Annotated in this window: 19 protein-coding genes; 8 read left to right on the top strand and 11 right to left on the bottom strand. The window is 53.0% G+C overall.

The features are described 5' to 3' along the window. Positions 1–22 precede the first annotated feature (22 nt). The 5 genes from NF683_RS10270 to NF683_RS10250 all read right to left on the bottom strand — a co-directional run bounded on the left by NF683_RS10270 (position 23) and on the right by NF683_RS10250 (position 6,763). Positions 23–736, bottom strand: a complete 714-nt coding sequence (locus tag NF683_RS10270; RefSeq protein ID WP_193068562.1) for an SIR2 family NAD-dependent protein deacylase — start codon at positions 734–736, stop codon at positions 23–25. A 177-nt stretch (positions 737–913) separates the two neighbouring features. Next, positions 914–2,680 carry a bifunctional isocitrate dehydrogenase kinase/phosphatase gene (gene aceK / locus NF683_RS10265; protein ID WP_253921842.1) on the bottom strand — a complete coding sequence of 589 codons (1,767 nt, stop codon included), beginning with the start codon at positions 2,678–2,680 and terminating at the stop codon, positions 914–916. 186 nt (positions 2,681–2,866) lie between these two features. Next, positions 2,867–4,300, bottom strand: coding sequence for an ethanolamine permease (gene eat, locus NF683_RS10260; protein WP_253921841.1), 1,434 nt, complete (start codon positions 4,298–4,300; stop codon positions 2,867–2,869). 212 nt (positions 4,301–4,512) lie between these two features. Further along, positions 4,513–5,355 (bottom strand): ethanolamine ammonia-lyase subunit EutC, encoded by an 843-nt coding sequence (gene eutC / locus NF683_RS10255; protein WP_253921840.1) that lies wholly within the window; start codon positions 5,353–5,355, stop codon positions 4,513–4,515. Next, a complete protein-coding gene (locus NF683_RS10250) occupies positions 5,348–6,763 on the bottom strand; it encodes an ethanolamine ammonia-lyase subunit EutB (RefSeq protein ID WP_253921839.1) in 1,416 nt (471 codons plus the stop codon). Before NF683_RS10250 ends, eutC begins: the two co-directional genes overlap by 8 nt. A gap of 254 nt (positions 6,764–7,017) precedes the next feature. Here NF683_RS10250 and NF683_RS10245 point away from each other — a divergent pair, with 254 nt between their 5' ends. The 4 genes from NF683_RS10245 to zigA all read left to right on the top strand — a co-directional run bounded on the left by NF683_RS10245 (position 7,018) and on the right by zigA (position 10,399). Next, entirely contained in the window at positions 7,018–7,962 is a 945-nt protein-coding gene (locus tag NF683_RS10245) for a helix-turn-helix domain-containing protein (protein ID WP_089039173.1), read from the top strand. Positions 7,963–8,034: 72 nt separating this feature from the next. Continuing rightward, positions 8,035–8,649, top strand: a complete 615-nt coding sequence (locus NF683_RS10240; protein ID WP_089039174.1) for a class I SAM-dependent methyltransferase — start codon at positions 8,035–8,037, stop codon at positions 8,647–8,649. Between the two features lie 121 nt (positions 8,650–8,770). Continuing rightward, positions 8,771–9,046 carry a TIGR03643 family protein gene (locus NF683_RS10235; protein WP_089039175.1) on the top strand — a complete coding sequence of 92 codons (276 nt, stop codon included), beginning with the start codon at positions 8,771–8,773 and terminating at the stop codon, positions 9,044–9,046. Between the two features lie 126 nt (positions 9,047–9,172). Further along, complete coding sequence (gene zigA, locus NF683_RS10230; RefSeq protein ID WP_089039176.1) at positions 9,173–10,399, top strand: zinc metallochaperone GTPase ZigA; 1,227 nt, start codon at positions 9,173–9,175, stop codon at positions 10,397–10,399. A 4-nt stretch (positions 10,400–10,403) separates the two neighbouring features. Here the strand turns inward: zigA and NF683_RS10225 are convergent, their stop codons facing one another. From NF683_RS10225 to NF683_RS10200, 6 genes are all read right to left on the bottom strand, one after another. After that, positions 10,404–12,413, bottom strand: coding sequence for a RecQ family ATP-dependent DNA helicase (locus NF683_RS10225; RefSeq protein WP_089039177.1), 2,010 nt, complete (start codon positions 12,411–12,413; stop codon positions 10,404–10,406). A gap of 79 nt (positions 12,414–12,492) precedes the next feature. Continuing rightward, complete coding sequence (locus NF683_RS10220) at positions 12,493–14,232, bottom strand: SulP family inorganic anion transporter (protein ID WP_253921838.1); 1,740 nt, start codon at positions 14,230–14,232, stop codon at positions 12,493–12,495. Between the two features lie 53 nt (positions 14,233–14,285). Further along, on the bottom strand, positions 14,286–14,714 hold the full coding sequence (locus NF683_RS10215) for a TIGR01244 family sulfur transferase (protein ID WP_089039179.1): 429 nt from the start codon (positions 14,712–14,714) through the stop codon (positions 14,286–14,288). 213 nt (positions 14,715–14,927) lie between these two features. Next, on the bottom strand, positions 14,928–15,149 hold the full coding sequence (locus tag NF683_RS10210; protein WP_089039180.1) for a DUF1653 domain-containing protein: 222 nt from the start codon (positions 15,147–15,149) through the stop codon (positions 14,928–14,930). Continuing rightward, positions 15,146–15,970, bottom strand: a complete 825-nt coding sequence (gene tcdA / locus NF683_RS10205; RefSeq protein WP_089039181.1) for a tRNA cyclic N6-threonylcarbamoyladenosine(37) synthase TcdA — start codon at positions 15,968–15,970, stop codon at positions 15,146–15,148. The genes NF683_RS10210 and tcdA overlap by 4 nt, the downstream gene beginning before the upstream one ends. 56 nt (positions 15,971–16,026) lie before the next feature. Beyond that, the gene (locus tag NF683_RS10200) at positions 16,027–16,797 is read right to left on the bottom strand and encodes a pseudouridine synthase (protein WP_089039182.1); all 771 of its coding nucleotides are present in this window, start codon (positions 16,795–16,797) and stop codon (positions 16,027–16,029) included. Between the two features lie 219 nt (positions 16,798–17,016). Between NF683_RS10200 and sodC the strand changes: the two genes are divergently transcribed. The 4 genes from sodC to NF683_RS10180 all read left to right on the top strand — a co-directional run bounded on the left by sodC (position 17,017) and on the right by NF683_RS10180 (position 21,147). Next, on the top strand, positions 17,017–17,550 hold the full coding sequence (sodC, locus tag NF683_RS10195; RefSeq protein ID WP_253921837.1) for a superoxide dismutase [Cu-Zn] SodC: 534 nt from the start codon (positions 17,017–17,019) through the stop codon (positions 17,548–17,550). A gap of 214 nt (positions 17,551–17,764) precedes the next feature. Then, positions 17,765–19,246 (top strand): carbon starvation CstA family protein, encoded by a 1,482-nt coding sequence (locus NF683_RS10190; protein ID WP_089039184.1) that lies wholly within the window; start codon positions 17,765–17,767, stop codon positions 19,244–19,246. Positions 19,247–19,479: 233 nt separating this feature from the next. Further along, on the top strand, positions 19,480–20,292 hold the full coding sequence (locus tag NF683_RS10185) for an ABC transporter ATP-binding protein (protein ID WP_253921836.1): 813 nt from the start codon (positions 19,480–19,482) through the stop codon (positions 20,290–20,292). After that, positions 20,293–21,147, top strand: a complete 855-nt coding sequence (locus NF683_RS10180) for an ABC transporter ATP-binding protein (protein ID WP_253921835.1) — start codon at positions 20,293–20,295, stop codon at positions 21,145–21,147. Positions 21,148–21,168: the final 21 nt, after the last annotated feature.

Below are 21,168 nucleotides of genomic sequence, written 5' to 3'. Positions count from 1 at the left end.
AGCAATAGTTATTAGAGAACACTCAAGGCAGCATCAAATTACCCTGTTTGCGCCACTGGTTGACCAAGGCAGGAACGCCTTCACCTGCCGTGGTGTTAATCGCTAGAACGCCCGGCGGTGTTAAGGCATCCGCGTCGGGGTCGACCAGCGCACACGGGGTATCCAAATCAATATACGATAGCAGCGATGCTGCGGGCATAACCGCCAAAGACGTGCCCACCACCAGCAAAAAATCCGCCTGGCTAACAAGTTCGCAGGCGTCTTCAAACAGCGGCACCGACTCACCGAACCACACTACATCTGGGCGCAGCTGGCTGCCTTTGTCGCAAATATCTCCCAGCGCAATACCGCCTTTCGGCAGTGGATAGCGCAGCCGCGCATCCACTGAAGAGCGCGCCTTCAAAATCTCACCATGCAGATGCAACACATCACGCGACCCTGCACGCTCATGCAGATCATCAATATTCTGCGTAACCACGCTGACTCTAAAGCCATCTTTTTCAAGCGCCGCCAAGGCTTTATGGGCAGCGTTTGGCTTGGCCTTACGAATTTGCTCCCGGCGCAGATTATAAAACTCCAGCACCCGCTGAGGATCTCGCTGCCAGCCCGCAGGCGTGGCTACCTCTTCGACTGGGTGGTCTTCCCACAGGCCATCGCTGGCACGGAACGTTTTAATGCCACTCTCGGCGCTAATCCCTGAACCGGTAAAAACCACTAGGTGCGGTGGTGCTGTCATGTTTTCCTCGACTAAATCACTGCTTACTGTTTCACAAGGAGCCTCTTATTAATGTAATGAGCGCAGGCCAGACAAGGCAAAAATCAACGAAAAAGCGGAGTTTACGAGTTGTAAATGAGCATTTTAAGGCGATTTTTAACGCAGTATGGCCAAGCGCAATAGTTAATCAGAGGTTACTTAATATACCAGCTGCCCTATAGTCCCCGCGAAGCGCTGCTTATTACGATATGGGTAAACATCAATCACCCGACCATCGACAATGGCCTGCTGTAGCTCCAACCAGTAATCGGGATCAAATAACTCCGGATGCTGTTGCATAAAAATACCGCGCAGCTCCGGGTTGGCAAACATAAAGGGGCCGAACTCCTCGGGGAAGATATCGTTGGGGCCAACGTAAAAACTCTCCCCACCACCTCCTTGAAAGTCATTGCCATACGATTTAGGCATGTGCCGAAAGCGACACTCCGTGAGATAGCACACCTCGTCGTAATCGTAAAAAATCACTCGGCCATGGCGGGTAACACCAAAGTTTTTTAACAGCATATCGCCCGGGAAGATGTTCGCCGCTGCCATCTGTTTAATGGCGTTACCATAGTCTTTGAGCACCATTACGCGCTCGTCCGCGCTGCACTGCTCCAGATAGATATTCAGCGGTGTCATCATGCGCTCGGTATAGCAGTGCTTGATGATTACCTTGTCATCTTTCAATGACACAGTAGACGGTGCTACTTCTAGCAAGTGCTCTAGACACTCTGGCGCAAAGTGATCCTGACGCACGATAAAATTCGAGAACTCTTGGGTATCAGCCATACGCCCAACACGGTCATGGCGTTTCACCAAGCGGTATTTCTCGCGCACTATCGCGTGGGTGACCTCCTTGGCCGGATCGAATTTATCTTTAATGATCTTAAACACGGTGCGAAAACTAGGTAGCACAAACACCGCCATCACCATGCCACGCACCCCAGGTGCAATGACAAACTGGTCCTCACGCTTGGCCACTTGCAAGTTTAACGCACGGAAAAATTCGGTTTTGCCATGCTTAAAAAAGCCAATCGCGGCATACAGTTCGCCTTCAGGCTTATGGGGCATGAGCTGTTTTAAGTAGTGGACAAACTCCCCAGGCACCGGCACATCGACTTGGAAGTAGGCACGAGTAAACGAGAAAATAATCGAGACTTCATCGGTCTCGGTTAGCACGGTATCCAAGTGCAGGCAGGGGTCGCCGCCCTGCTGCTCGCCAAACCCCTCACCATGTAGAATCGGTAACACCAGTGGCACCTGCTCACCGCCCCCCAAAATGCGGCCGACTAAGTAGGCCCCTTTATTGCGGTAAAAGACACTTTTCAACAGCTCTAATTGCGCGTCTTCTGACTGCAAAATAGCGGCGGGAAGCAGGGTTTCTAATAGGCCTGCAGCTAGTTCAATATCGCGCTCCAGATCAGCAAAGGCGTTATCAAACGGTGCCTCTTCAAGCGCCCAGGCAAGCGCCTGAGCCCAATCGCCGTTGACGGAATACTGTCGACAAAGCTCAATTCCAGAATGGTGCGCAGCATCTTCTCGGGAGCTGTACACAAACATCCAGTCATTGCGAATATGACGGTGGTGGAAAATCGAGCAGAATAGTGAGTTAAAAAATGTCTCGGCCAACTCGTAATCCAACCGCTGACTAATCAGCTGCGCATAGTGCTCACGTGCCTCCCGCCATGTCTCGCAGTACGTAAGCACCTCATGATCAAAGGTACGCTGCAAACGTGTCAGCGTATCGCCCACTTTCTCTCCATAAAGGTTAATCCGCGCCGCTGAGGCTTGCTGGGCATCACGCCACGCCGCATCACGAAAACGCCGACTGGCGTCAAAAGTAATTTGCTTGAAGCGTGCTCGGTAGCCATCAAATCCATGCAGAATAGTGGCCGCTAAACGATACGCGGGAGAGTGCTTCATGGCGGTGCTCCTGATTATTTCTCCCAGCTTCGCGTAACGGAGCACTACATGCGAGAAGACCTTGGTGGGTAATCCGCATGTTTAAGAAGGCAGCTAGCTGTTTTAGCACTCATCATAAAAAGCCTCTGGGCCATTGGGCTCAGAGGCTTAAACTGCCTAGTTAGCCTAGGCGATTAGGATCAAACATTACAGCTTGGCAGCAGCTGGCGCCGGCTCGTCAATGTCTAGCTCTTCCGGGGCAGCAGTCACCAGCGCAAACTCCTCTTCAGCGGTTTTCGCCACCAGCTTATTCTTGCTGTAAAGGAAGTAGTACGCTGCACCAGCAATGAATAGAACGATGGTGTAATTAAACGCGCGGGGGTCGAAAGCATAGACACCGGTCAGCGCGACGAGGGAAAGCACTAACGCAACGCCAGAGGTCACCACACCACCGGGTGTTTTATAAGGGCGCGGCAAGTCAGGCTGTTTAACTCGTAATAGAATGTGGCTGAGCGCCATCAATGCATAAGAGAGCGTCGCGCCGACAACGGCCATCCCTAGAATTAGATCACCCTCGCCGCTAAGTGAGACTAAAAAGCCAAATACACCAGGCACAATCAGCGCCAGATAAGGCACTTTACGCTCGCTGGTCAGTGACAGCGGCTTGGGTAAATAGCCCGCCCGAGAAAGCGCAAACACCAAACGGCTGTAGCCATAGATAATCGAGAAAAATGACGCCACTAGCCCCGCAAGACCCAACACATTAACCAGCGTGGCCAGTGTTGGGTTACCCGCAACGTTAAGCGCATCGACCAGCGGCACACCACTTTGACCAATCATTTCAGCCCCCGCCGCGCCTGCCAGTAACACCACGACCAATAAGGCGGTAAATAGCAGGAATAGCATCGCGGCAATAATCCCTTTAGGCATATCCCGCGCGGGGTCTTTGGCTTCCTCCGCCGCTAGCGGCACGCCCTCAACCGCCAAAAACAGCCACATCCCAAACGGCAGTGCGGCCCAAATACCGTACCAACCATAGGGCATAAAGGTGCTCGCACCGGTTGCATCGGTGGGCGCAATATCAAACAGATTCGCTGAATCGAAATTGCCGATCAGCGCCACTGCCGTTGCCAAAATCGCGAACACGGCCAGCCCGCTAATCACCATCATCACTTTTAGCGCTTCACCTACGCCTGCTAAGTGAATGCCGATAAACACTGCGTAGAACAGCAGGTAAACCAACGGCCCATTAATGCCCAGCAGCGATTCAACTGCCGAGCCAATGAAAATCACGATCGCAGCAGGCGCAAGCGCGTACTCAATCAACACCGCAAGCCCGGTTAAATAGCCACCGGCTGGCCCCATCGCTTGGCGAGCAAAGCTATAGCCGCCGCCAGCGGCTGGAATCGCTGCGGACATTTCAGCCAATGCTAATACGAGTGCCAGGTACATCATCGCCATTAAGCAGGCGGCAATGGCAAAACCACCCCAACCCGCTTCAGCAATACCGAAGTTCCAGCCGGCAAAATCACCGGAAATAACATAAGAAACCCCAAGCCCTGCTAGTAATAGCCAGCCCGCGGTACCTTTGCGCAGCTGGCGCTTGGCCAAATACGCTTGATCGACAGAAGGTTGTGTCATTGTCATGCCCTTTTCAGTGTGGAACGCAATCGTTGTCAGCGGCGTGCTGAGTCGGGGTGTTGGTTCCATATTGTTGTTAGGAGTTTTTTAGGAGCGTTTCTATAAGTGATTGTTATTTATGTATTGTTATTACTCTTTTTAATTACTATTTAATTACTCTGTTATCTATATGGCGCTGCTTATGCATAACGCTTCGCTTCCTGTGCCGCTTATTAATCGGCCACCAGGAAGTTTTGAGTTGTCCCCCCTGTTGCACCGTCTAATACGCTGTCCTCGCTACGATCTTTCAGTTGCACACCAGACAGTTTCCGCTGACGGGCTTCGGTTAATAGCAACAACAACCGCCGTGCGGCCTCTTCCGGTTTGAGCCCTGCTGGGCGCACGTTTGAAATGCAGTTGCGGCGGTCATCCTTTAGGCCCACTTCTGGTTCCCAGGTCATATACAGCCCGAGGCTATCTGGGGAGCTTAAGCCTGGGCGCTCACCAATCATCACCAGCACGGCATCGGCATTAAGCAGCGCGCCAACCTCATCACCAATCGCCACGCGGCCCTGCTCTACGATGGTTAATGGCGCGAGCTGCCACTCCCGCTGATCACTCTCCAAGGCGCGATACAGCGCAGTAAGAAACGGCTCGCTGTTCTGCTGTACTGCCAGTGCGGAAAGCCCATCGACAATCACCACCGCTAAATCGAAGCGCTGGCCACATTGCGCCGCTTGTTGCAGTTGCTCTCGCGAAGCGTCGTCAAGACGACGGCCATAATCCGGACGCTGCAGATACATGGCCCGGTCGACTGCATGGCTATGCACATGAATAGGTGTCTGGTTCAGGCTCAGCGCTGTCGTTAACTCATCGGCCAGCGCGTGACATTCAAGGGGGCAGTGAACGGCATCCTGGGCTTGAGCATGAGCCAGTTGAAACGCCAATAGCTGATGCGTGGGCAGACTAATGCCCGCTCGTCCCAGCCCAATGCGAGCATCGGTAAATGCCCTCAGCCGCTCCCATGGGTTAGCGATCACAATCGGTGGGGCTTTTTTCGATTCATTATCAGACATCGCGAGCAGCCTCCGTTGGCAGGTGGCGCAGGCTATTAGCGAAAGCGGCAGGTAGTAGATCATTTAACCGATAGGAGGAAACATCTTGGAAGATTTGCATCTTCGCCAGCCACTGCTCGAACTCCGGGGCGGCCTTCAACCCAAGTACGCGCCGTGCGTAAAGGGCATCGTGAAAGGACGTGGTTTGATAGTTGAGCATGATGTCGTCAGAGCCAGGGATGCCCATCACAAAGCTACAGCCCGCCACGCCTAATAGCGTCAGCAGGTTGTCCATATCATTTTGATCGGCTTCAGCGTGATTGGTGTAGCAAACATCACAGCCCATGGGCACGCCCAGCAACTTGCCGCAGAAGTGGTCTTCCAGCCCCGCTCGGGTGATCTCTTTGCCATCGTACAAATACTCAGGGCCGATAAATCCCACCACCGTATTCACCAGCAGCGGATTAAACTTGCGCGCCACCGCATAGGCACGGGCTTCACAGGTTTGCTGGTCCAAACCATGATGAGCATCAGCGGAAAGCGAGCTGCCTTGCCCAGTTTCGAAATACATCACGTTGCGCCCAACAGTACCGCGATTCAGCGTTTGAGCAGCCGCCTCGGCTTCTGCCAGCGTATTCAAGTCAAAGCCAAAACTGCGGTTGGTGGCTTCGGTACCGCCAATGGATTGAAAAACGAGATCTACCGACGCGCCCTGCTCAATCGCTTCGAGTGTGTTGGTAACATGAGTGAGCACGCAGGATTGGGTGGGAATTTCATATTTCTGAATGACATCGTCCATCAGGCGCATTAGCTTGATGCTTTGGGCGACATTATCAGTAGCAGGATTGATTCCAATGACCGCGTCGCCACTGCCATACAGCAAGCCATCCAGAATACTGGCGGCAATCCCGGTCACGTCATCGGTAGGATGGTTGGGCTGCAAACGCGTGGATAACCGCCCCGGCAAACCAATAGTATTGCGAAATGCGGTCGTCACATGGCACTTCTTGGCGACTAGCATCAAATCTTGATTGCGCATCAGCTTGCTAACAGCGGCGGCCATTTCAGGGGTAATGCCAGGGCGAGCCGCGGCTAACACATCGCTGGTGGCATAGTCGGATAGTAGCCAGTTACGAAAGTCACCCACGGTTAAATGCTTCAGCGGCGCAAATGCAGCAGCATCGTGCTCATCGATGATTAAACGAGTAATTTCGTCTTGCTCATAGGGGACCAGCACATCATTCAAAAATGTGGTAAGCGGGAGCTCTGCCAGCACCATTTGCGCCACTACCCGCTCTTCTGCTGATTCTGCAATGACCCCTGCCAAGCGGTCGCCAGAGCGTGGCGGCGTGGCCTTGGCCATTAATTCCGCCAAGCCATTAAAGCGATAGCGGCGGCTTCCAACAGTTGTGTGATAGGTCTGCGCCATGGGACCTTCCTTTTTTATATTTAAAAGTGGCTTTTTCTATAACTACGGTTTCTAAAACTACGGTTTCTAAAACAATGGCGCCGAATGCGCGTTGAGGAACAGAATTTGCTTGTTTCCACAATAGCGCTATCACTTAATGGGGAGTATCGAGTTTTGGCAAACCTGTCATACTTATAAAAACATTATTAAATACAATAAATTAGAGGCAAGCATGCAACGTGATGGCACTTTAATCACGTTCACAGGAGTTTTTCATGACGCTGACAAGCCAAGACATTGCACCAAAAAAATGCATTCAAGAGGCGTTTGATGCCGACGAACATGCCCAAAATCTGACCCGCTGGCAGCAGCAATACGACCAACTAAGTCCTGGCCGCTTTTATGGGCGACTAGATGAAATTGAGTTACCCGCCATGCAGGTGTTTAAAGAACATACCGGGCAAGCACTGCGACAAGACTGCCGAGTGTGGGCTGACTCGCTCTGGCTGGGCATCCCCACTCAAGCACCAGGGTCACGAATTAATGGGCAGGCGTTGGAAGAATATGAGGTGATGTGTCATCCCGGCGGTCGTGATTTTGAGCTGGTAACCCCCGAGGCGTTTGATATCTATGGACTAGTGATACGTATGCCGTTATTACAGGCTGCCGCCCAGCGACAGGGGGTGATACTTGATCATGAGTGGCAAGATTCACCCCGCCGCCGGGTAGCGCCTGAAACTCTGCATGCTGTGTCTTTTTTACTTGAACGCTTACTCTCAAATCAACAAGGCCCCATCGCTGAAAACGTTCATCAAGATATTTTGCTAACAGGCCTAATGGAAGTATTAAAAGCTAACCAAACAAGCCATGAATTGCCTCCCAGCTACCCTCATCGAAAAGCAGTGGTTGACCGGGTGAAGCGCTATGTTGATGAGCACCTGGAAGGTCCAGTCACCATGGAAACGTTATGCGAGCTAACTCATGTCAGCAGGCGTACGCTGCAATACAGTTTTACGTCTATCCTAGGGATTAGTCCGCTGCAGTTTTTACGTTTAACGCGGCTGAATAGAGTGCGTCGTGCTCTGCGCAGCGCAGAGCCTCACCAAACAGTGACTGAAATTGCCACCTACTGGGGCTTTTGGCATTTGGGGCAATTTGCTCATGACTATAAGCAACAGTTTGGCGAAAGCCCTTCGCAGACGTTAAACGCGATTCACTGAGCGTGCGCGGCATCCCTTTCGAGGTAAAGATCTTATGTCGAGGCAACGATCCTATATCGAGGTAGAGACCCTATGGTAAATACCACCGCCTGGAATCGCTTGCGCTATAGCATTTACGCGCCAGTCTATGATCTGGTGGCGACTAAAGCGTTTCGTAAACCCCGCAGAAGTGCGCTTAACCAAGTTGACTGGGAACCTGGCATGCGAGTGCTGCTGGTGGGTGCAGGCACCGGCTTAGACCTGCCTTATTTACCGCGCGAATTAGAAATCCATTTAACCGACCTAACCCCCGCAATGGTGACGCGAGCCCGTGAGCGAGCGGAACATGCGCAACGTGACGTGGTATGTCGTGTGATGGATGCTGCTGCACTGGACTACCCAGATGCGCATTTTGACGTCGTTGTGATGCATCTTATTTTGGCGGTGATGCCCAACCCTGAACAGGGACTAGCCGAAGCGCACCGGGTACTGAAAAACGACGGGCAGCTCTGTGTTATGGATAAATTTCAACCCGACACCCACATTGCTGGTCCAAGTCGGCGAGCACTGAACGTCATTACTTCATTGATCGCGACCGACATCACCCGCCAGGCGACACCACTACTTCAACAAGCAGGCTTCAACATCCGCCGCGACGAACCCGTATTGATGAATGGCCTTTTTCGCGCACTTTTAGCAATAAAGTAAACTGCCCTCACAACTGCACATCGCCTCAAAATACCAGTACAGCCGAAACAACAACGTCCAATGCTGGTACAATTAATAGCAACCCGTTACTTGCACGCTTCATCAACATGTAAGGTGACCAATGCCTAAAGCAGCTGTGAAACGCTTCCGTCGTTTACCCGAAGAAGAGCAGTCCCGCGTGATTGAAATGGCTTGGGAAGATCGCACTCCGTTTGAAGCGATCGACACTATGTTTGGCCTAGGCGAGCCGGACGTCATAGAGGTAATGCGCCACCAGCTTAAGCCGGCCTCGTTTCGACTGTGGCGCAAGCGTGTTACTGGTCGCGCGACGAAGCATACGGCTTTGCGATCGCCGGATATTTTACGGGGCTACTGCCCAACGCAATATAAGCGCTAATCACCATTTGCCACGAAAAATCAGAGGATGCCATTTTCTAGTAGGTCTTTTTAATCGCTGAATAAATGTTATATTATCACATAACATAACGCCGTTTATAAAAACCCGCTTAGAGGTGCATTCACAATGACCGTGTTTTCTCCCCTGCCCGTCACCGTACTTTCAGGATTTCTAGGTGCAGGTAAAACCACCGTACTCAATCATATTTTGGCTAACCGCGAAGGTCGCCGCGTCGCGGTGATTGTCAACGATATGAGCGAGGTCAATATCGACGGTGCATTAGTGCGTGGCGGCCCTGGCGAGTCCACGTTAGATGGCGAGGTAGCGCTGAACCGTTCTGAAGAGCGGTTAGTAGAAATGAGCAACGGCTGCATTTGCTGCACGCTGCGTGAAGATTTGCTAGAAGAAGTTAGTCAACTGGCCAGAGAGGGTAAATTTGATTACTTGGTGATTGAGTCCACTGGGATTTCCGAACCGCTACCCGTGGCGGAAACCTTCACCTTTGAAGATGAAAGCGGCCAGAGCCTTTCCCACGTTGCACGCCTTGATACGCTGGTCACTGTTGTCGATGGAGCCAACTTTCTTGAGCAGTACCGCGAAGCGCAGAGCCTCGCTGAAGCGGGCGAAAGCTTAGGTGACGACGACGAACGTAACGTCGCGGACCTGCTGGTCGACCAGATCGAGTTTTGTGATGTATTACTGATCAGTAAAACGGATCTGATCAATAAAAAAGAGCTTGATGCGCTAACGGCGATTCTGCGCTCACTAAACCCTGATGCAGAGCTGGTGCCCATCACTCAAGGTGGCGTGCCGCTAGACAAGGTGCTTGATACTGGCAAGTTCAATTTTGAGCGCGCCCAGCAAGCGCCTGGTTGGCTAAAAGAGATGCGTGGCGAGCATGTGCCAGAAACCGAAGAGTACGGTATTGGCAGCTTTGCCTACCACGCTCGCCGCCCTTTCCACCCGCAGAAATTCCACGCTTTACTCAATGAAGGGTGGTTTGGTAAAGGGCTGCTACGCTCGAAAGGCTTTTTCTGGCTTGCTACTCGGCCACGCTTTGCAGGCCAATGGAGCCAAGCAGGTGGTATTGCTCATCACGGCCCAGCGGGCGTGTTCTGGAAAGCTATCCCCGAAGCTAACTGGCCGGAAGATCCTGAAACTCGCCAGTTCATTATGGAAAAGTGGCAGGAGCCGTTTGGCGACATGCGCCAGGAGCTGGTGTTTATCGGCCAGAACTTGGACCAAGCCAAGATGCGTGATGCACTAGACGCCTGCCTGCTAAGTGAAGCTGAACTGCTACAAGGTATGGAAGCCTGGAAGCAGCTACCCGATCCGTTCCCCGCTTGGGAGTAATGCTTTAACTGCCGGAGCTAGCTAAACAGCGCTCTGCCCACTGCCGCACTTCAGGGTAGGCACGCTGCTCAAAGACCGCGAAACCGTTAAGGCCGCGGGCTTTGAGTGGGGTAAAAATCGGCATAGTTAAACCGCATAAGAAGTGTGCCAGCCGCTGGGCATTGGGCGGCTGGCCGAACTGTTCGGTGTGGCGTTCAATCAGCGGTGTGGCATAGCGGATAAAATCCTTTTCAGACAGCGCGGGTAATGGCGTCGCATCCGGCAGCCGAACCGGGTTGCCGTAGCATACCGAACAGTGACCACAGCGGCCCTGCTCGGTATCAAGTGGTCCATCGAAGGTGGTATCCCCAAAATGCTCAGCTAACCGCCGAGTCAGGCAGCTTTGCGACTCAAACAGTGCCAGCATGGAGTGCAGCCGATCAATTTCGATTCGCTCCCGCTGTAGGCACTCATTAAACAACTGGCTCGCCACCGCCTCGACCGAAAATTCCGGCTGACAAATTTCATACACATCGGTCATGCGTTTACCTTCCAGGGTCAACCAACCTTTATCCTGGAAGTATTCAAGCGCGGTAATCACGCGGGCACGGGAAGCATCAATTTGCTGTGCCTGCCCAGCCTGATGCAGCCGCTCAAAATCCACCGTCCCCCAAGTACGAGCAATAGCAATATTGTCGATTAACAAACGTACAAAGGCTGCCCGCTCTCCTTCAAAGCGCCCCACCAAGGCAGTAGGCTCAATATGGTAGCGCAACCGATACTCGGCTAAGAACGCAAAGCGCGGCGCAATTATGCCGTGCATTTCCAACCGCACCAGTAGCGTTTTAAGTGGCAGCAGGCGGATATTGGTATCTCGGGAAAGCGTGTTGAGCAGCACTTCCCACTGGCGATCTGGCGCTTGACCGGCTGATGAGATTTCCTCCAATAAACGCAAAATACCCGCGTACTCAGGCGTATCGCCGTAAACGAAGCTCTCAAGCACTCGCAGACCATCGCGTCCGGCAATGGTTAAACAGGTGGAAGGCAGTCCATCGCGCCCTGCCCGACCAATTTCCTGACTGTAATTCTCAATCGATTTAGGTAGATCAAAGTGCACAACGTTGCGGATATTGCCTTTATCAATCCCCATGCCGAAGGCAATGGTAGCCACAATGCAGGGCGATTCGCCGCTCATAAACTGGCGCTGAATGTCGTCGCGGCGGGCTGAATCCAGTCCCGCATGGTACGCCTGGGCAGCAATCCCCTGGGCCTCCAGCGCACTTGCCAACTGCTCGGCGGTTTGCTGCAAGGTGACGTAAATAATCGTAGGCGCTTCGTTGCCAGGCGGCATTTGTGGCATAAGCCAATCAATCAACTGTTGCTGACGTTTTTCCATGGCGGGCACCACCAGAAGCTCTAAGTTAGCGCGATAAAAGCCAGTGGTAATGACATTTTCCGGTACGATTGAGAACTTCTCACGCATATCAGCGATAACCGCTGGCGTGGCCGTGGCTGTCAGTAGCAACACCTGGGGAATAGCAAAATCACGCTGATAATCGGGCAGTTTAAGGTAATCGGGGCGGAAGTTATGTCCCCACTCAGAGAGACAGTGTGCTTCATCAACCACCAGCAGCGATATTTGAACCTGGCGTAGAAAGTGCCGAAAACGCTCGTTCTTAAGCCGCTCCACCGACACCATAAGGATTTTCAGCTCACCGTTTTTGGCGCGCCCCATCACATCACGGGTCGTAGCGCGATCTTGGGTGGAATCAATACTGGCGGCTGCAACACCATGGCGTGCCAAGAAAGCGAGCTGATCCTGCATTAGTGCCAGCAGCGGCGATACCACCAGCGTCAGGTGTGGAAGATGAAGTGCAGGCAACTGATAACAGAGTGACTTCCCCGCCCCGGTGGCAAAAATCGCCGCCGTGGAGTGCCCCTCCAACACTCTGGACACCACCGCCTGCTGGCCGCCGCGAAAAGCATCAAATCCGAATACTGCCTTCAGCGTCTGCTGCGGTGATAGCGAGGTCATGGCCGTTCCCTGGAGTGTCGTCAATACGTTAGGGCTAAGCTAACGCGTTCACGTCATTTTCTCCAATCAAGGGGCGCCATTAAGTGCAGGGGTGCGGCTTTTCATTCTGTGCGGGGAGAGCCAGCGCCTGCCAAGCCTCAAAGGTGGTAAAAAACACCTGCCCTGTTAGCTCGCGGTAAAGCGCTGTGTTGGTTAAGCGATCCATCACCGGGCCTTTCACTTCCGCCAAGTGCAGCATTGCGCCAGCATCTTTTAACCGGCCGTTAATCGCTTCTAAGCTTTCAAGCGCGGACGCATCAATCACATTCACCGCCTGGCAGGTCAATACAATATGTTTTAACGAAGGGGAACGAGCAGCCAGTGCCATCACGGTATCTTCTAAGTAGCGAGCGTTAGCAAAGTAAAGACTTTCATCAATGCGCAGCATGGCCACATGCTGATCGGTTTCGACTTCATGGCGCTTCACGTTGCGGAAATGTTCGGTGCCCGGCACCCGCCCTACCACGGCACTATGGGGCTGGCTGGTACGATACAGGTGCAGCCCTAGTGAGAGCACCACACCGCTGATAATGCCGACCTCGACACTGTGCAGCAGGGTGAGTAGCAAGGTCGCCACCATTGCCACGCCGTCGCTGCGGGAGTATTGCCAAGTGCGCTTTACTGCGGGCAGATCAATCAATGTGCCCACGGCGACGATAATAGTAGCGGCCAATGTCGCCGTCGGCAGAAAGGCCAGCAGACCCGTGAGCAACAGCGCAGAAAGCACAATACCTAAGGCGGTAAATGCCCCGGCCAACGGTGTTGCCGCCCCCGCTTCAAAGTTCACTACCGAGCGTGAAAACCCACCTGAAACCGGCGAACCACCGCTGACGCCAGCGCCCAAATTGGCCATCCCAAGAGCGATAAGCTCTTGATTAGGATCGATACGCTGGCGGCGCTTAGCCGCCAGAGTTTGCGCCACGGATACCGATTCTACAAAGCCCACCAAACTGATCAATAAAGCGGCAGGCAACAGGCCAAGCCATAGCGACTGATCTAGGCTAGGCAGCGTAATGGCAGGCAAGCCGCTAGGCACAAAGCCGACCAGATCCACGCCGTACTGCCCCAAGTTAAAGTGCCAGGCCAGCAGCGTAGTCACCATCACCGCTGAAATCGGTGCGGCTTTGACCATCAATCCAGAAGCGCTGGCCGAGATACCTATCGCCATCAGCCAGGTATTCAAGCGCTTGCGGCAAACCAGCAGATAGCCCCACACCCCTAAACCAATCAGCAGCGTGATGAGATTGACCTGTCGCCACTGGCTGAACAGTGCGCCCAGCAGCTCGATGACATTATGCCCCGCAGCCTCAACACCTAGAATATGCTTGAGCTGACTAATGGCGATCAAGATTCCCGACGCAGTGATAAACCCAGAAATAACCGGATGGCTTAAGAAGTTGACCAAAAAGCCCAGCCGCAGTACGCCCATGGCAATCAATATCAATCCTGAAAGCGCCGCCAACACCAGTGCAGCGCCAATATATTCAGGGCTGCCTGGAGTAGCAAAGCTGCTTAAAGCCGACGCCGTCATTAATGCTGCCACGGCTACCGGCCCTACCGCCAAGCTGGCACTGGTACCAAAGATGGCGTAAAGCACCAGCGGTAGCATACTGGCATACAGGCCCATCTCTGGCGGCAACCCAGCCAGCAAGGCATAGGCCAACGCCTGGGGCACCAGCATTAGCGTGACGATAACGGCTGCCAGCGAATCTTTAAATAACACAGCCCGGTTATAGCGCCACAGCCAGCCAACCACAGGCACCCAACGCTCTATGTTCATGGGGAGTACTCGCTCTGGTAATAGCACTGACTAAGGCACATCACACCGCACGCCTACGCTGTCTGATTTTCAAGCCCTTGACGGTGCTCTTCCAAATCAAAACCGGCTGCTTTGGCAGCGGAAAATAGTTCCGCCAGATCGCATTTTTCGGTATGGCGCTTTGCGTAAGCCCAAAGATGGGTAGCACGTTTACCTGACCGACAAAACGCCAAAATAGGCCGAGGTAGCTGCTGCAACGCCTTAGCAAAAGCGGCGACATCCACTTGGCTATACTCGCCGGGGGTCACAGGAATGTGTACCCAATGAAGGCCAAGTTCTGCTGCTTTAACGCGGTAAGCATCCTCTCCAGAAAACTCAGCGCTTTCACCAGGCTTGCAGTTACAGATCACCGTTTTAAAGCCCTGAGCTTTTACGTGCTCAAGCTCCTCGACCGTGAGCTGTGAAGTAATAGCAACGCCCTTCTCTAACGATTGTGTTTGCATGCATCTCTCCAGCGTTTCTCGCTGCCGCTTTAAGCAGCAGCGCAAGGCATAACCCCGTCAAAACAATTGTTATAAACATAGCTCATTTTGGAATATAAGCAATAGCGCACGACAAAAACACCCGGGACTTTTTTTGAGAAAAGACCCGGGTGGCGCATAAATATCGAAGGGGAAACGTAACGCTATTGAGTGTTGTCGCTGCTAGGGAACGGATTAATTAAACGCTTTCTCTAATGCAAAGCGCGGCTGTGGCTGGCCGTCTTTGTTAACGCTTTCAGTGAACATTGTAAGCGGGCGCACCCACAGGCCGTAGTCGCCGTAAAGCGCACGGTAAACTACCAGTACCTCTTCATTTTCACTGTGCTGAGCGGTGCCCAGTACTTCGTAAAGGCTGCCTTTATAGTGGCGATATATACCGGGAACAGGCGCAGTCATTCACTTTCCTCTTGTTGGGTCGTTGAAGGCATGGGCTTAGCGGCTTTTTTAGCCAACCGTTCGAGCACTTTTGAGGCAGCGACAAAACCAAACGTACCAGTGACAAAGGTGGCGGCGCCAAAGCCTGAGGCGCAGTCTAAGCGGGTAGCATCACCGTTGCCGGGCTTTTGCAGACAGACTTCGCCGTCAGCGCCAGGGTACACCAACTGCTCATCAGAATAGACACACTCAACGGAAAAGCGCCGCTTGGGATTACGCGAAAAACCATAATCACGGCGCAGCCGCGAGCGCACTTTAGAAAGCAGTGGATCGTGTTCAGTACGTGTTAAATCTGCCACCTGAATGCGGGTAGGATCCGTCTGACCGCCTGCAGCTCCCGTCACGGTAATCGGTAGTTTACGTCGTTTGCACCAAGCGATTAGCGCTGCCTTGGCGATCACGCTATCAATGGCATCCACCACATGATCGGCATCATCGGGGATACGCTCGGCAAGGTTAGTGGGCGTGACAAAAGCACTGTCGGCTACGACGTTTATCTCCGGGGCAATCAAGCGACAACGCTCGGCCAACACGTCCACCTTTGGCTGGCCAATGGTGGCGTCTAACGCATGGAGCTGACGATTGACGTTGGACACGCATACGTCATCCAAATCAATCAGCGTTAGCTTGCCAATGCCAGAACGCGCCAGCGCTTCTACCGTCCAGCTCCCCACGCCACCCACACCCACTACCACAACATGGGCATGGCGAAACGCCGTGGCAGCACGTTGGCCATACAAGCGGCGAATGCCGCCAAAGCGAAAGTCATAATCCGAAGACATTACAGGCTCTCTATTTTACAACATGCTATTTGACAGCACGGTTCGATTCATCACGACTACCGCTGAAGCACAGCGGGCGTTGAAATGGCTGGGGTGCGCACGCTATCTAGCGGCAGATGCCCAGCCCAGCCGAATTGCTCAAATAGGCTTCTCATGGTCGCATCGAGTGCGCAGCTTAGTTGGATGCGCTTATCGGCTAAGGGGTGATCAAACGCTAAATAGCTGGCAGCCAACAGCAAACGGGGAGCATTCAGTTGATCCGCAAAAAAACGGTTGTGGACACTTTTGCCGTGCTTGGCATCACCAATAATGGGATAACCACGCCGAGAAAGATGGCGACGGATCTGATGTCGCCGCCCGGTCATAGGCCGCGCTTCCACTAGCGAATAGCGCGCCACTGGATAGCGGTCTACCTGCACAGGCAATTCAACGCTATCCAGGCGTCGAATATCGGTCATCGCGGGCATAGCAGGCATCTCGGCTTTGGGGCGCGTGCCATCTTCTTCCCGCAATGGGTAATCAAGGCGCTCTTGCTCCGGCGCCTTGCCCCTCACTACCGCCAGATAGCGTTTTTCTACCTGCCGTTCGCTAAAGCCTTCACTCAACACGGCTGCCGCTTCAGATGATAAACCAAACACCATCACGCCAGAGGTGGGTCTATCTAACCGATGCACCGGATACACTCGTTTGCCAATTTGGTCACGCAGGCGTTGAAGCAAAAATTCTGTTTCTCCACGCGCCAGCGCCGAGCGGTGCACTAGTAACCCAGACGGCTTATGCACTGCAACAAGGTGCTCATCCTGATAAAGGATGTTCAATGGCAACATGGCACTCCCCGGTAACGGCAATTGAGATAACAAATCGCGGTGATTTGAAGCAGCGCGCTATTGTCGCGACTTAACGGTTCAATGTCATCCGCTACTAGCGGCATCAAGAAAGCAAATAGCCCAACGCCCGATCCATTGGCAGAGTTGCTTCGCGGAAGCTACCTTGAAATGGCAACTCGTCATACGAGCTTCCATGGATAAGGAAAGGAGAATTGCACTATGCGTTATTCACTACCGCTAACAGGTATTGCCGCGGGGCTTCTGCTGGCAACTACCGCTCAGGCCAATGAAGCGCTCGACGTTGAAATGCACAAGGTCAGCGCTGAAGGAATTGAAGAGTCTATTGGGACTGTCGCTATTGAGCATACTGAGCACGGCGTGTTGCTTACGCCGTCGTTAACTGACCTAGAGCCCGGCGTATACGGTTTTCATGTCCACCAAAATGCCAGCTGCGAGCCTGCTGAAAACGATAGCGGCGAAATGACAGCAGCGCTGTCTGCAGGTGGTCATTACGATCCTGAAGAGGCTGGTACCCACCAAGGCCCCTACGGCGATGGCCATCTGGGCGACCTACCGGTTCTCACGGTGAATGAAGATGGCGAAGCTAACCTTCCCGTGCTGGCACCGCGCTTGAGTATGGAAGATATGCCGGGGCGCAGCCTGATGATCCATGCGGGCGGCGATACGTATTCAGATGACCCCCACTTAGGCGGTGGCGGTGCGCGCATGGCCTGCGGCGTCGTTGAATCGTAGCGGTTAAAACCCCATCAATATAGCGATATATCGGGCAGCACAGCGCTGCCCTTTTTTGTGTTGATGATTGCTCTTGCTAGCACCATTGGCCACTAAAGTCTTAAAGCGATTCTCCTGATGAGTCGGTACATTCAGCCCGGCCAAATAAGCGTGCTAACAAGTAATTCACTAGCATGCACTACCCTATTAATCCCCCTGAGACTGAGTGCCCTGAATGATCACCTTCATTGTATCGATAATTCTTCTAGTCGTGGGCTACTTCACCTACGGCAAGTTTGTTGAGCGCGTGTTTGTTACTGACCGCAAGCGTCAAACACCGGCGTTTAGTATGCGTGACAATATTGACTATGTGCCGATGAACACCACGCGCAACTCACTTATTCAATTGCTTAACATTGCCGGTGTCGGCCCGATTTTTGGCCCCATTTTAGGCGCGCTTTATGGCCCAGTGGCTTTTATATGGATTGTGGTTGGCTGCATCTTTGCAGGTGCCGTACACGACTACCTCACCGGTATGATCTCGATTCGCAATCACGGGGCTCATTTGCCTCAGTTGGCGGGTAAATTTCTCGGTAAAACCATGAAGCATGTGGTCAACGGCTTTGCTATTTTGCTGTTACTGCTGGTGGGCACGGTCTTTGTAACCTCGCCCGCAGCGCTGCTTTCTAATATGACATCACTCTCTTTAACGCTCATTATTCTAGCGATTTTTGCCTACTATCTGGTTGCTACGCTGCTACCGATTGATAAAGTCATTGGCCGTATCTACCCCTACTTTGGCGCTTTGCTGCTGTTCAGCGCCGCAGGCATCGGTATTGGTTTGGTTGTTACCGGCGCACCGATTCCAGAACTCTCTTTCCAGAATATGCATCCGGAAGGAGCGCCCATTTTCCCGCTGCTGTTCTTAACGATCTCCTGCGGTGCTCTTTCAGGCTTCCATGCCACGCAAACCCCCATCATTTCACGCACGACGCAAAACGAAACCAATGGCCGTAAAATCTTTTACGGCATGATGATTGCCGAAGGCGTGATTGCGATGATCTGGGCCGCCGCCGCCATGAGTTTATTCCAGGGCGAACAATCGCTGTCCGCAGTGCTGGCGGCTGGTGGCCCTGCAGCGGTGGTCAGCGAAGTATCTATTAGCATGCTTGGCGCTGTTGGCGGCACGCTGGCCGTGCTGGGGGTTATTGTGCTGCCGATTACCTCGGGCGATACCGCCTTCCGCAGTGCACGAATGATTATTGCTGACTATCTCAAGGTTGAGCAGAAGCCGATTATTAAGCGTATTTTGATCGCCCTGCCACTGTTTGTTGCTTCTTACGCGCTTACCCACATGGACTTTACCCTGCTATGGCGCTACTTCTCCTGGGCCAACCAAACCACCGCGGTTATCGCACTGTGGGTCGGCACCATGTACCTAGTGCTATCACGTAAGCCTTATCTGATTACCTCGATCCCAGCTGTCTTTATGACCATGGCCACCTTTACCTATTTAGCCTACGCACCGATTGGCTTTGGCTTACCACTGCAAACAAGCTGTATCGTCGCGGCGCTGGGAACACTGGTATGTATCGCACTGTTTATGAAGCGTGTACGCCGCTTAAGCCGCGCAACCTTTGCTGTTGATGAGCATGCTGATGCCTTTGATGCAGGCCAAGAGGGACAGACCCAAACACTATCTACTGCTACCAAGTAAGTTATTGTTCTACTGCCCCTTAAGAGAAAAAGCGCTGAGTTAATCAGCGCTTTTTTTATGGGCATCTCTTAGCTTCTTCGACCACTTTTTGACTCGCTGTTTTGACTAGTTGTTTTAACCACTGAAACACGCCTTTTTAGACGCAGCATTAACGCATAGATTGATGCCCAACCAGCCAATGTTATATCATAACCAAAATATCTTATTGAGCGGTTCAGCAAGCGATGGTGTCAATGTGCAGCGACCCAGTGTTATCCGTGCGTGATCTGCGCATTAAAATCGGCCAGCAACAGGTTGTCGATGGACTCTCGTTTGATGTTATGCCCGGCGAGCGAGTTTGCCTATTGGGTGCATCTGGCTCGGGGAAATCATTCACGGCTAAAGCTGTGCTCGGTTTGCTGCCCCCCAATGTTCAAGCTCAGGGAAGTATACGGATTCAAGGCCAAGAAGCGATTGCGACACCGGCAACACAGCGGCCAAAAAATTCACGAGTGTCAATGGTGTTTCAGGATTCACTTTCGGCGCTTAATCCCTTGGTTTCTATCGGCTCCCAGCTGCGGGAACCCTTTTTACGCCATCACGGCCTATCGCGCCAAGCCGCGACTGACGCCGCAGTGGCACTCATCGCATCACTGGACCTTCCAGAGCCCCAACGGTTAATCAAGCGCACCCCAGCAGAGCTTTCTGGTGGACAGCGTCAGCGGGTATGCATTGCGTTAGCAATGGCTTGTAAAACGTCGCTAATGGTTGCCGATGAACCTACGACTGCGTTGGACGTCGTCACTCAAGCCCAGGTACTGCGCGCCTTGCATCAACATACCGACAGCTCAGCATCTGCGCTGCTATTCATTACTCATGATCTACACGCGGCAGCACAGCTATGCCAGCGGGCAGTCATTATTGAACGGGGCATGATGATCGAAAGCGGTGAGTTAGACACCCTAATCACCTCCCCGCAGCACCCATTCACTCAAGCGCTCGTAGCGGCGGCGCATAATGTGCAACCGCCTGAAGTAGTCCCAACTGACTATTTGAAGAGTGCCTAAATGCAGAGCCATCCACTTTTCAAGTGCCAGGAAGCCTTCCTCTCAGCAAATGGGCTCTATAAAAGCGTCTCGTTACCCCGCACTGTTTTTTGGCGGACGGGTGAACGCAAACAAGTCATGAATAACATCAACCTGAGGCTTTATCCGGGTGAGCGTGTCGGATTAGTCGGCCTGTCAGGGTCGGGGAAAACGACATTACTGCGCTCGCTGTTAGCGATTGAAGCGCCCGATACGGGTTCGATTACTTGTCTGCATAAAACGGTACGTCCCGCCTCCACGGCCAAGCTTAGATGGTACCGTCGAGCTGTTCAGTATATTCCCCAAGACCCCGGTGCCTCCCTTGATCCTCGCATGAGTGTTCGAGCGCTAGTGGCCGAGCCATTAATAAGGCTGAACGTTGATTGCGCCCCGGGAGAACGTGCCAGAGAAGCGCTGGAGCAAGTTGGCTTAGATGCACGTTTTTTGGACCGATTGCCTCATGAGCTTTCCGGCGGCCAGGCTCAACGGGTCGCCATTGCCCGTGCGATTGCTACGCGCCCGCGCTTTTTACTCGCCGATGAGCCACTGAGCGGCCTAGACCTACCGGTTCGCGCGCAGGTGATTAGCGTGCTGAAAAAGCTATGCGATGAAAGCGGCACAGGGCTATTGATGGTGTCCCATGACTTATCGGTGGTCACCCAATTGTGCCAACGCACGCTGGTCATGGATGACGGCAAAATAGTTGAAGACCGTTCAACGGCAGCGCTTTGGCGCGCCCCCCATCATCCGACTACGCACTCGCTAATCAATGCCGTTGCGCAACTACCTACTTGTGCGCATCCAAACTGCAATGCAGCTGAGTTAGCAGCACTTTAATAACGTATCTGTGACTTTTTT

Origin of the sequence: Halomonas sp. MS1 (assembly GCF_024182575.1) — a bacterium.
GTDB lineage: Bacteria > Pseudomonadota > Gammaproteobacteria > Pseudomonadales > Halomonadaceae > Vreelandella.
This window is presented reverse-complemented; position numbering and strand designations above follow the sequence as displayed.

Excerpts from the sequence above, each read along its gene's own strand:
- NF683_RS10270 (WP_193068562.1), bottom strand. The coding sequence starts at position 736 with ATGACAGCACCACCGCACCTAGTGGTTTTTACCGGTTCAGGGATTAGC.
- aceK (WP_253921842.1), bottom strand. The coding sequence starts at position 2,680 with ATGAAGCACTCTCCCGCGTATCGTTTAGCGGCCACTATTCTGCATGGA.
- eat (WP_253921841.1), bottom strand. The coding sequence starts at position 4,300 with ATGACACAACCTTCTGTCGATCAAGCGTATTTGGCCAAGCGCCAGCTG.
- eutC (WP_253921840.1), bottom strand. The coding sequence starts at position 5,355 with ATGTCTGATAATGAATCGAAAAAAGCCCCACCGATTGTGATCGCTAAC.
- NF683_RS10250 (WP_253921839.1), bottom strand. The coding sequence starts at position 6,763 with ATGGCGCAGACCTATCACACAACTGTTGGAAGCCGCCGCTATCGCTTT.
- NF683_RS10245 (WP_089039173.1), top strand. The coding sequence starts at position 7,018 with ATGACGCTGACAAGCCAAGACATTGCACCAAAAAAATGCATTCAAGAG.
- NF683_RS10240 (WP_089039174.1), top strand. The coding sequence starts at position 8,035 with ATGGTAAATACCACCGCCTGGAATCGCTTGCGCTATAGCATTTACGCG.
- NF683_RS10235 (WP_089039175.1), top strand. The coding sequence starts at position 8,771 with ATGCCTAAAGCAGCTGTGAAACGCTTCCGTCGTTTACCCGAAGAAGAG.
- zigA (WP_089039176.1), top strand. The coding sequence starts at position 9,173 with ATGACCGTGTTTTCTCCCCTGCCCGTCACCGTACTTTCAGGATTTCTA.
- NF683_RS10225 (WP_089039177.1), bottom strand. The coding sequence starts at position 12,413 with ATGACCTCGCTATCACCGCAGCAGACGCTGAAGGCAGTATTCGGATTT.
- NF683_RS10220 (WP_253921838.1), bottom strand. The coding sequence starts at position 14,232 with ATGAACATAGAGCGTTGGGTGCCTGTGGTTGGCTGGCTGTGGCGCTAT.
- NF683_RS10215 (WP_089039179.1), bottom strand. The coding sequence starts at position 14,714 with ATGCAAACACAATCGTTAGAGAAGGGCGTTGCTATTACTTCACAGCTC.
- NF683_RS10210 (WP_089039180.1), bottom strand. The coding sequence starts at position 15,149 with ATGACTGCGCCTGTTCCCGGTATATATCGCCACTATAAAGGCAGCCTT.
- tcdA (WP_089039181.1), bottom strand. The coding sequence starts at position 15,970 with ATGTCTTCGGATTATGACTTTCGCTTTGGCGGCATTCGCCGCTTGTAT.
- NF683_RS10200 (WP_089039182.1), bottom strand. The coding sequence starts at position 16,797 with ATGTTGCCATTGAACATCCTTTATCAGGATGAGCACCTTGTTGCAGTG.
- sodC (WP_253921837.1), top strand. The coding sequence starts at position 17,017 with ATGCGTTATTCACTACCGCTAACAGGTATTGCCGCGGGGCTTCTGCTG.
- NF683_RS10190 (WP_089039184.1), top strand. The coding sequence starts at position 17,765 with ATGATCACCTTCATTGTATCGATAATTCTTCTAGTCGTGGGCTACTTC.
- NF683_RS10185 (WP_253921836.1), top strand. The coding sequence starts at position 19,480 with ATGTGCAGCGACCCAGTGTTATCCGTGCGTGATCTGCGCATTAAAATC.
- NF683_RS10180 (WP_253921835.1), top strand. The coding sequence starts at position 20,293 with ATGCAGAGCCATCCACTTTTCAAGTGCCAGGAAGCCTTCCTCTCAGCA.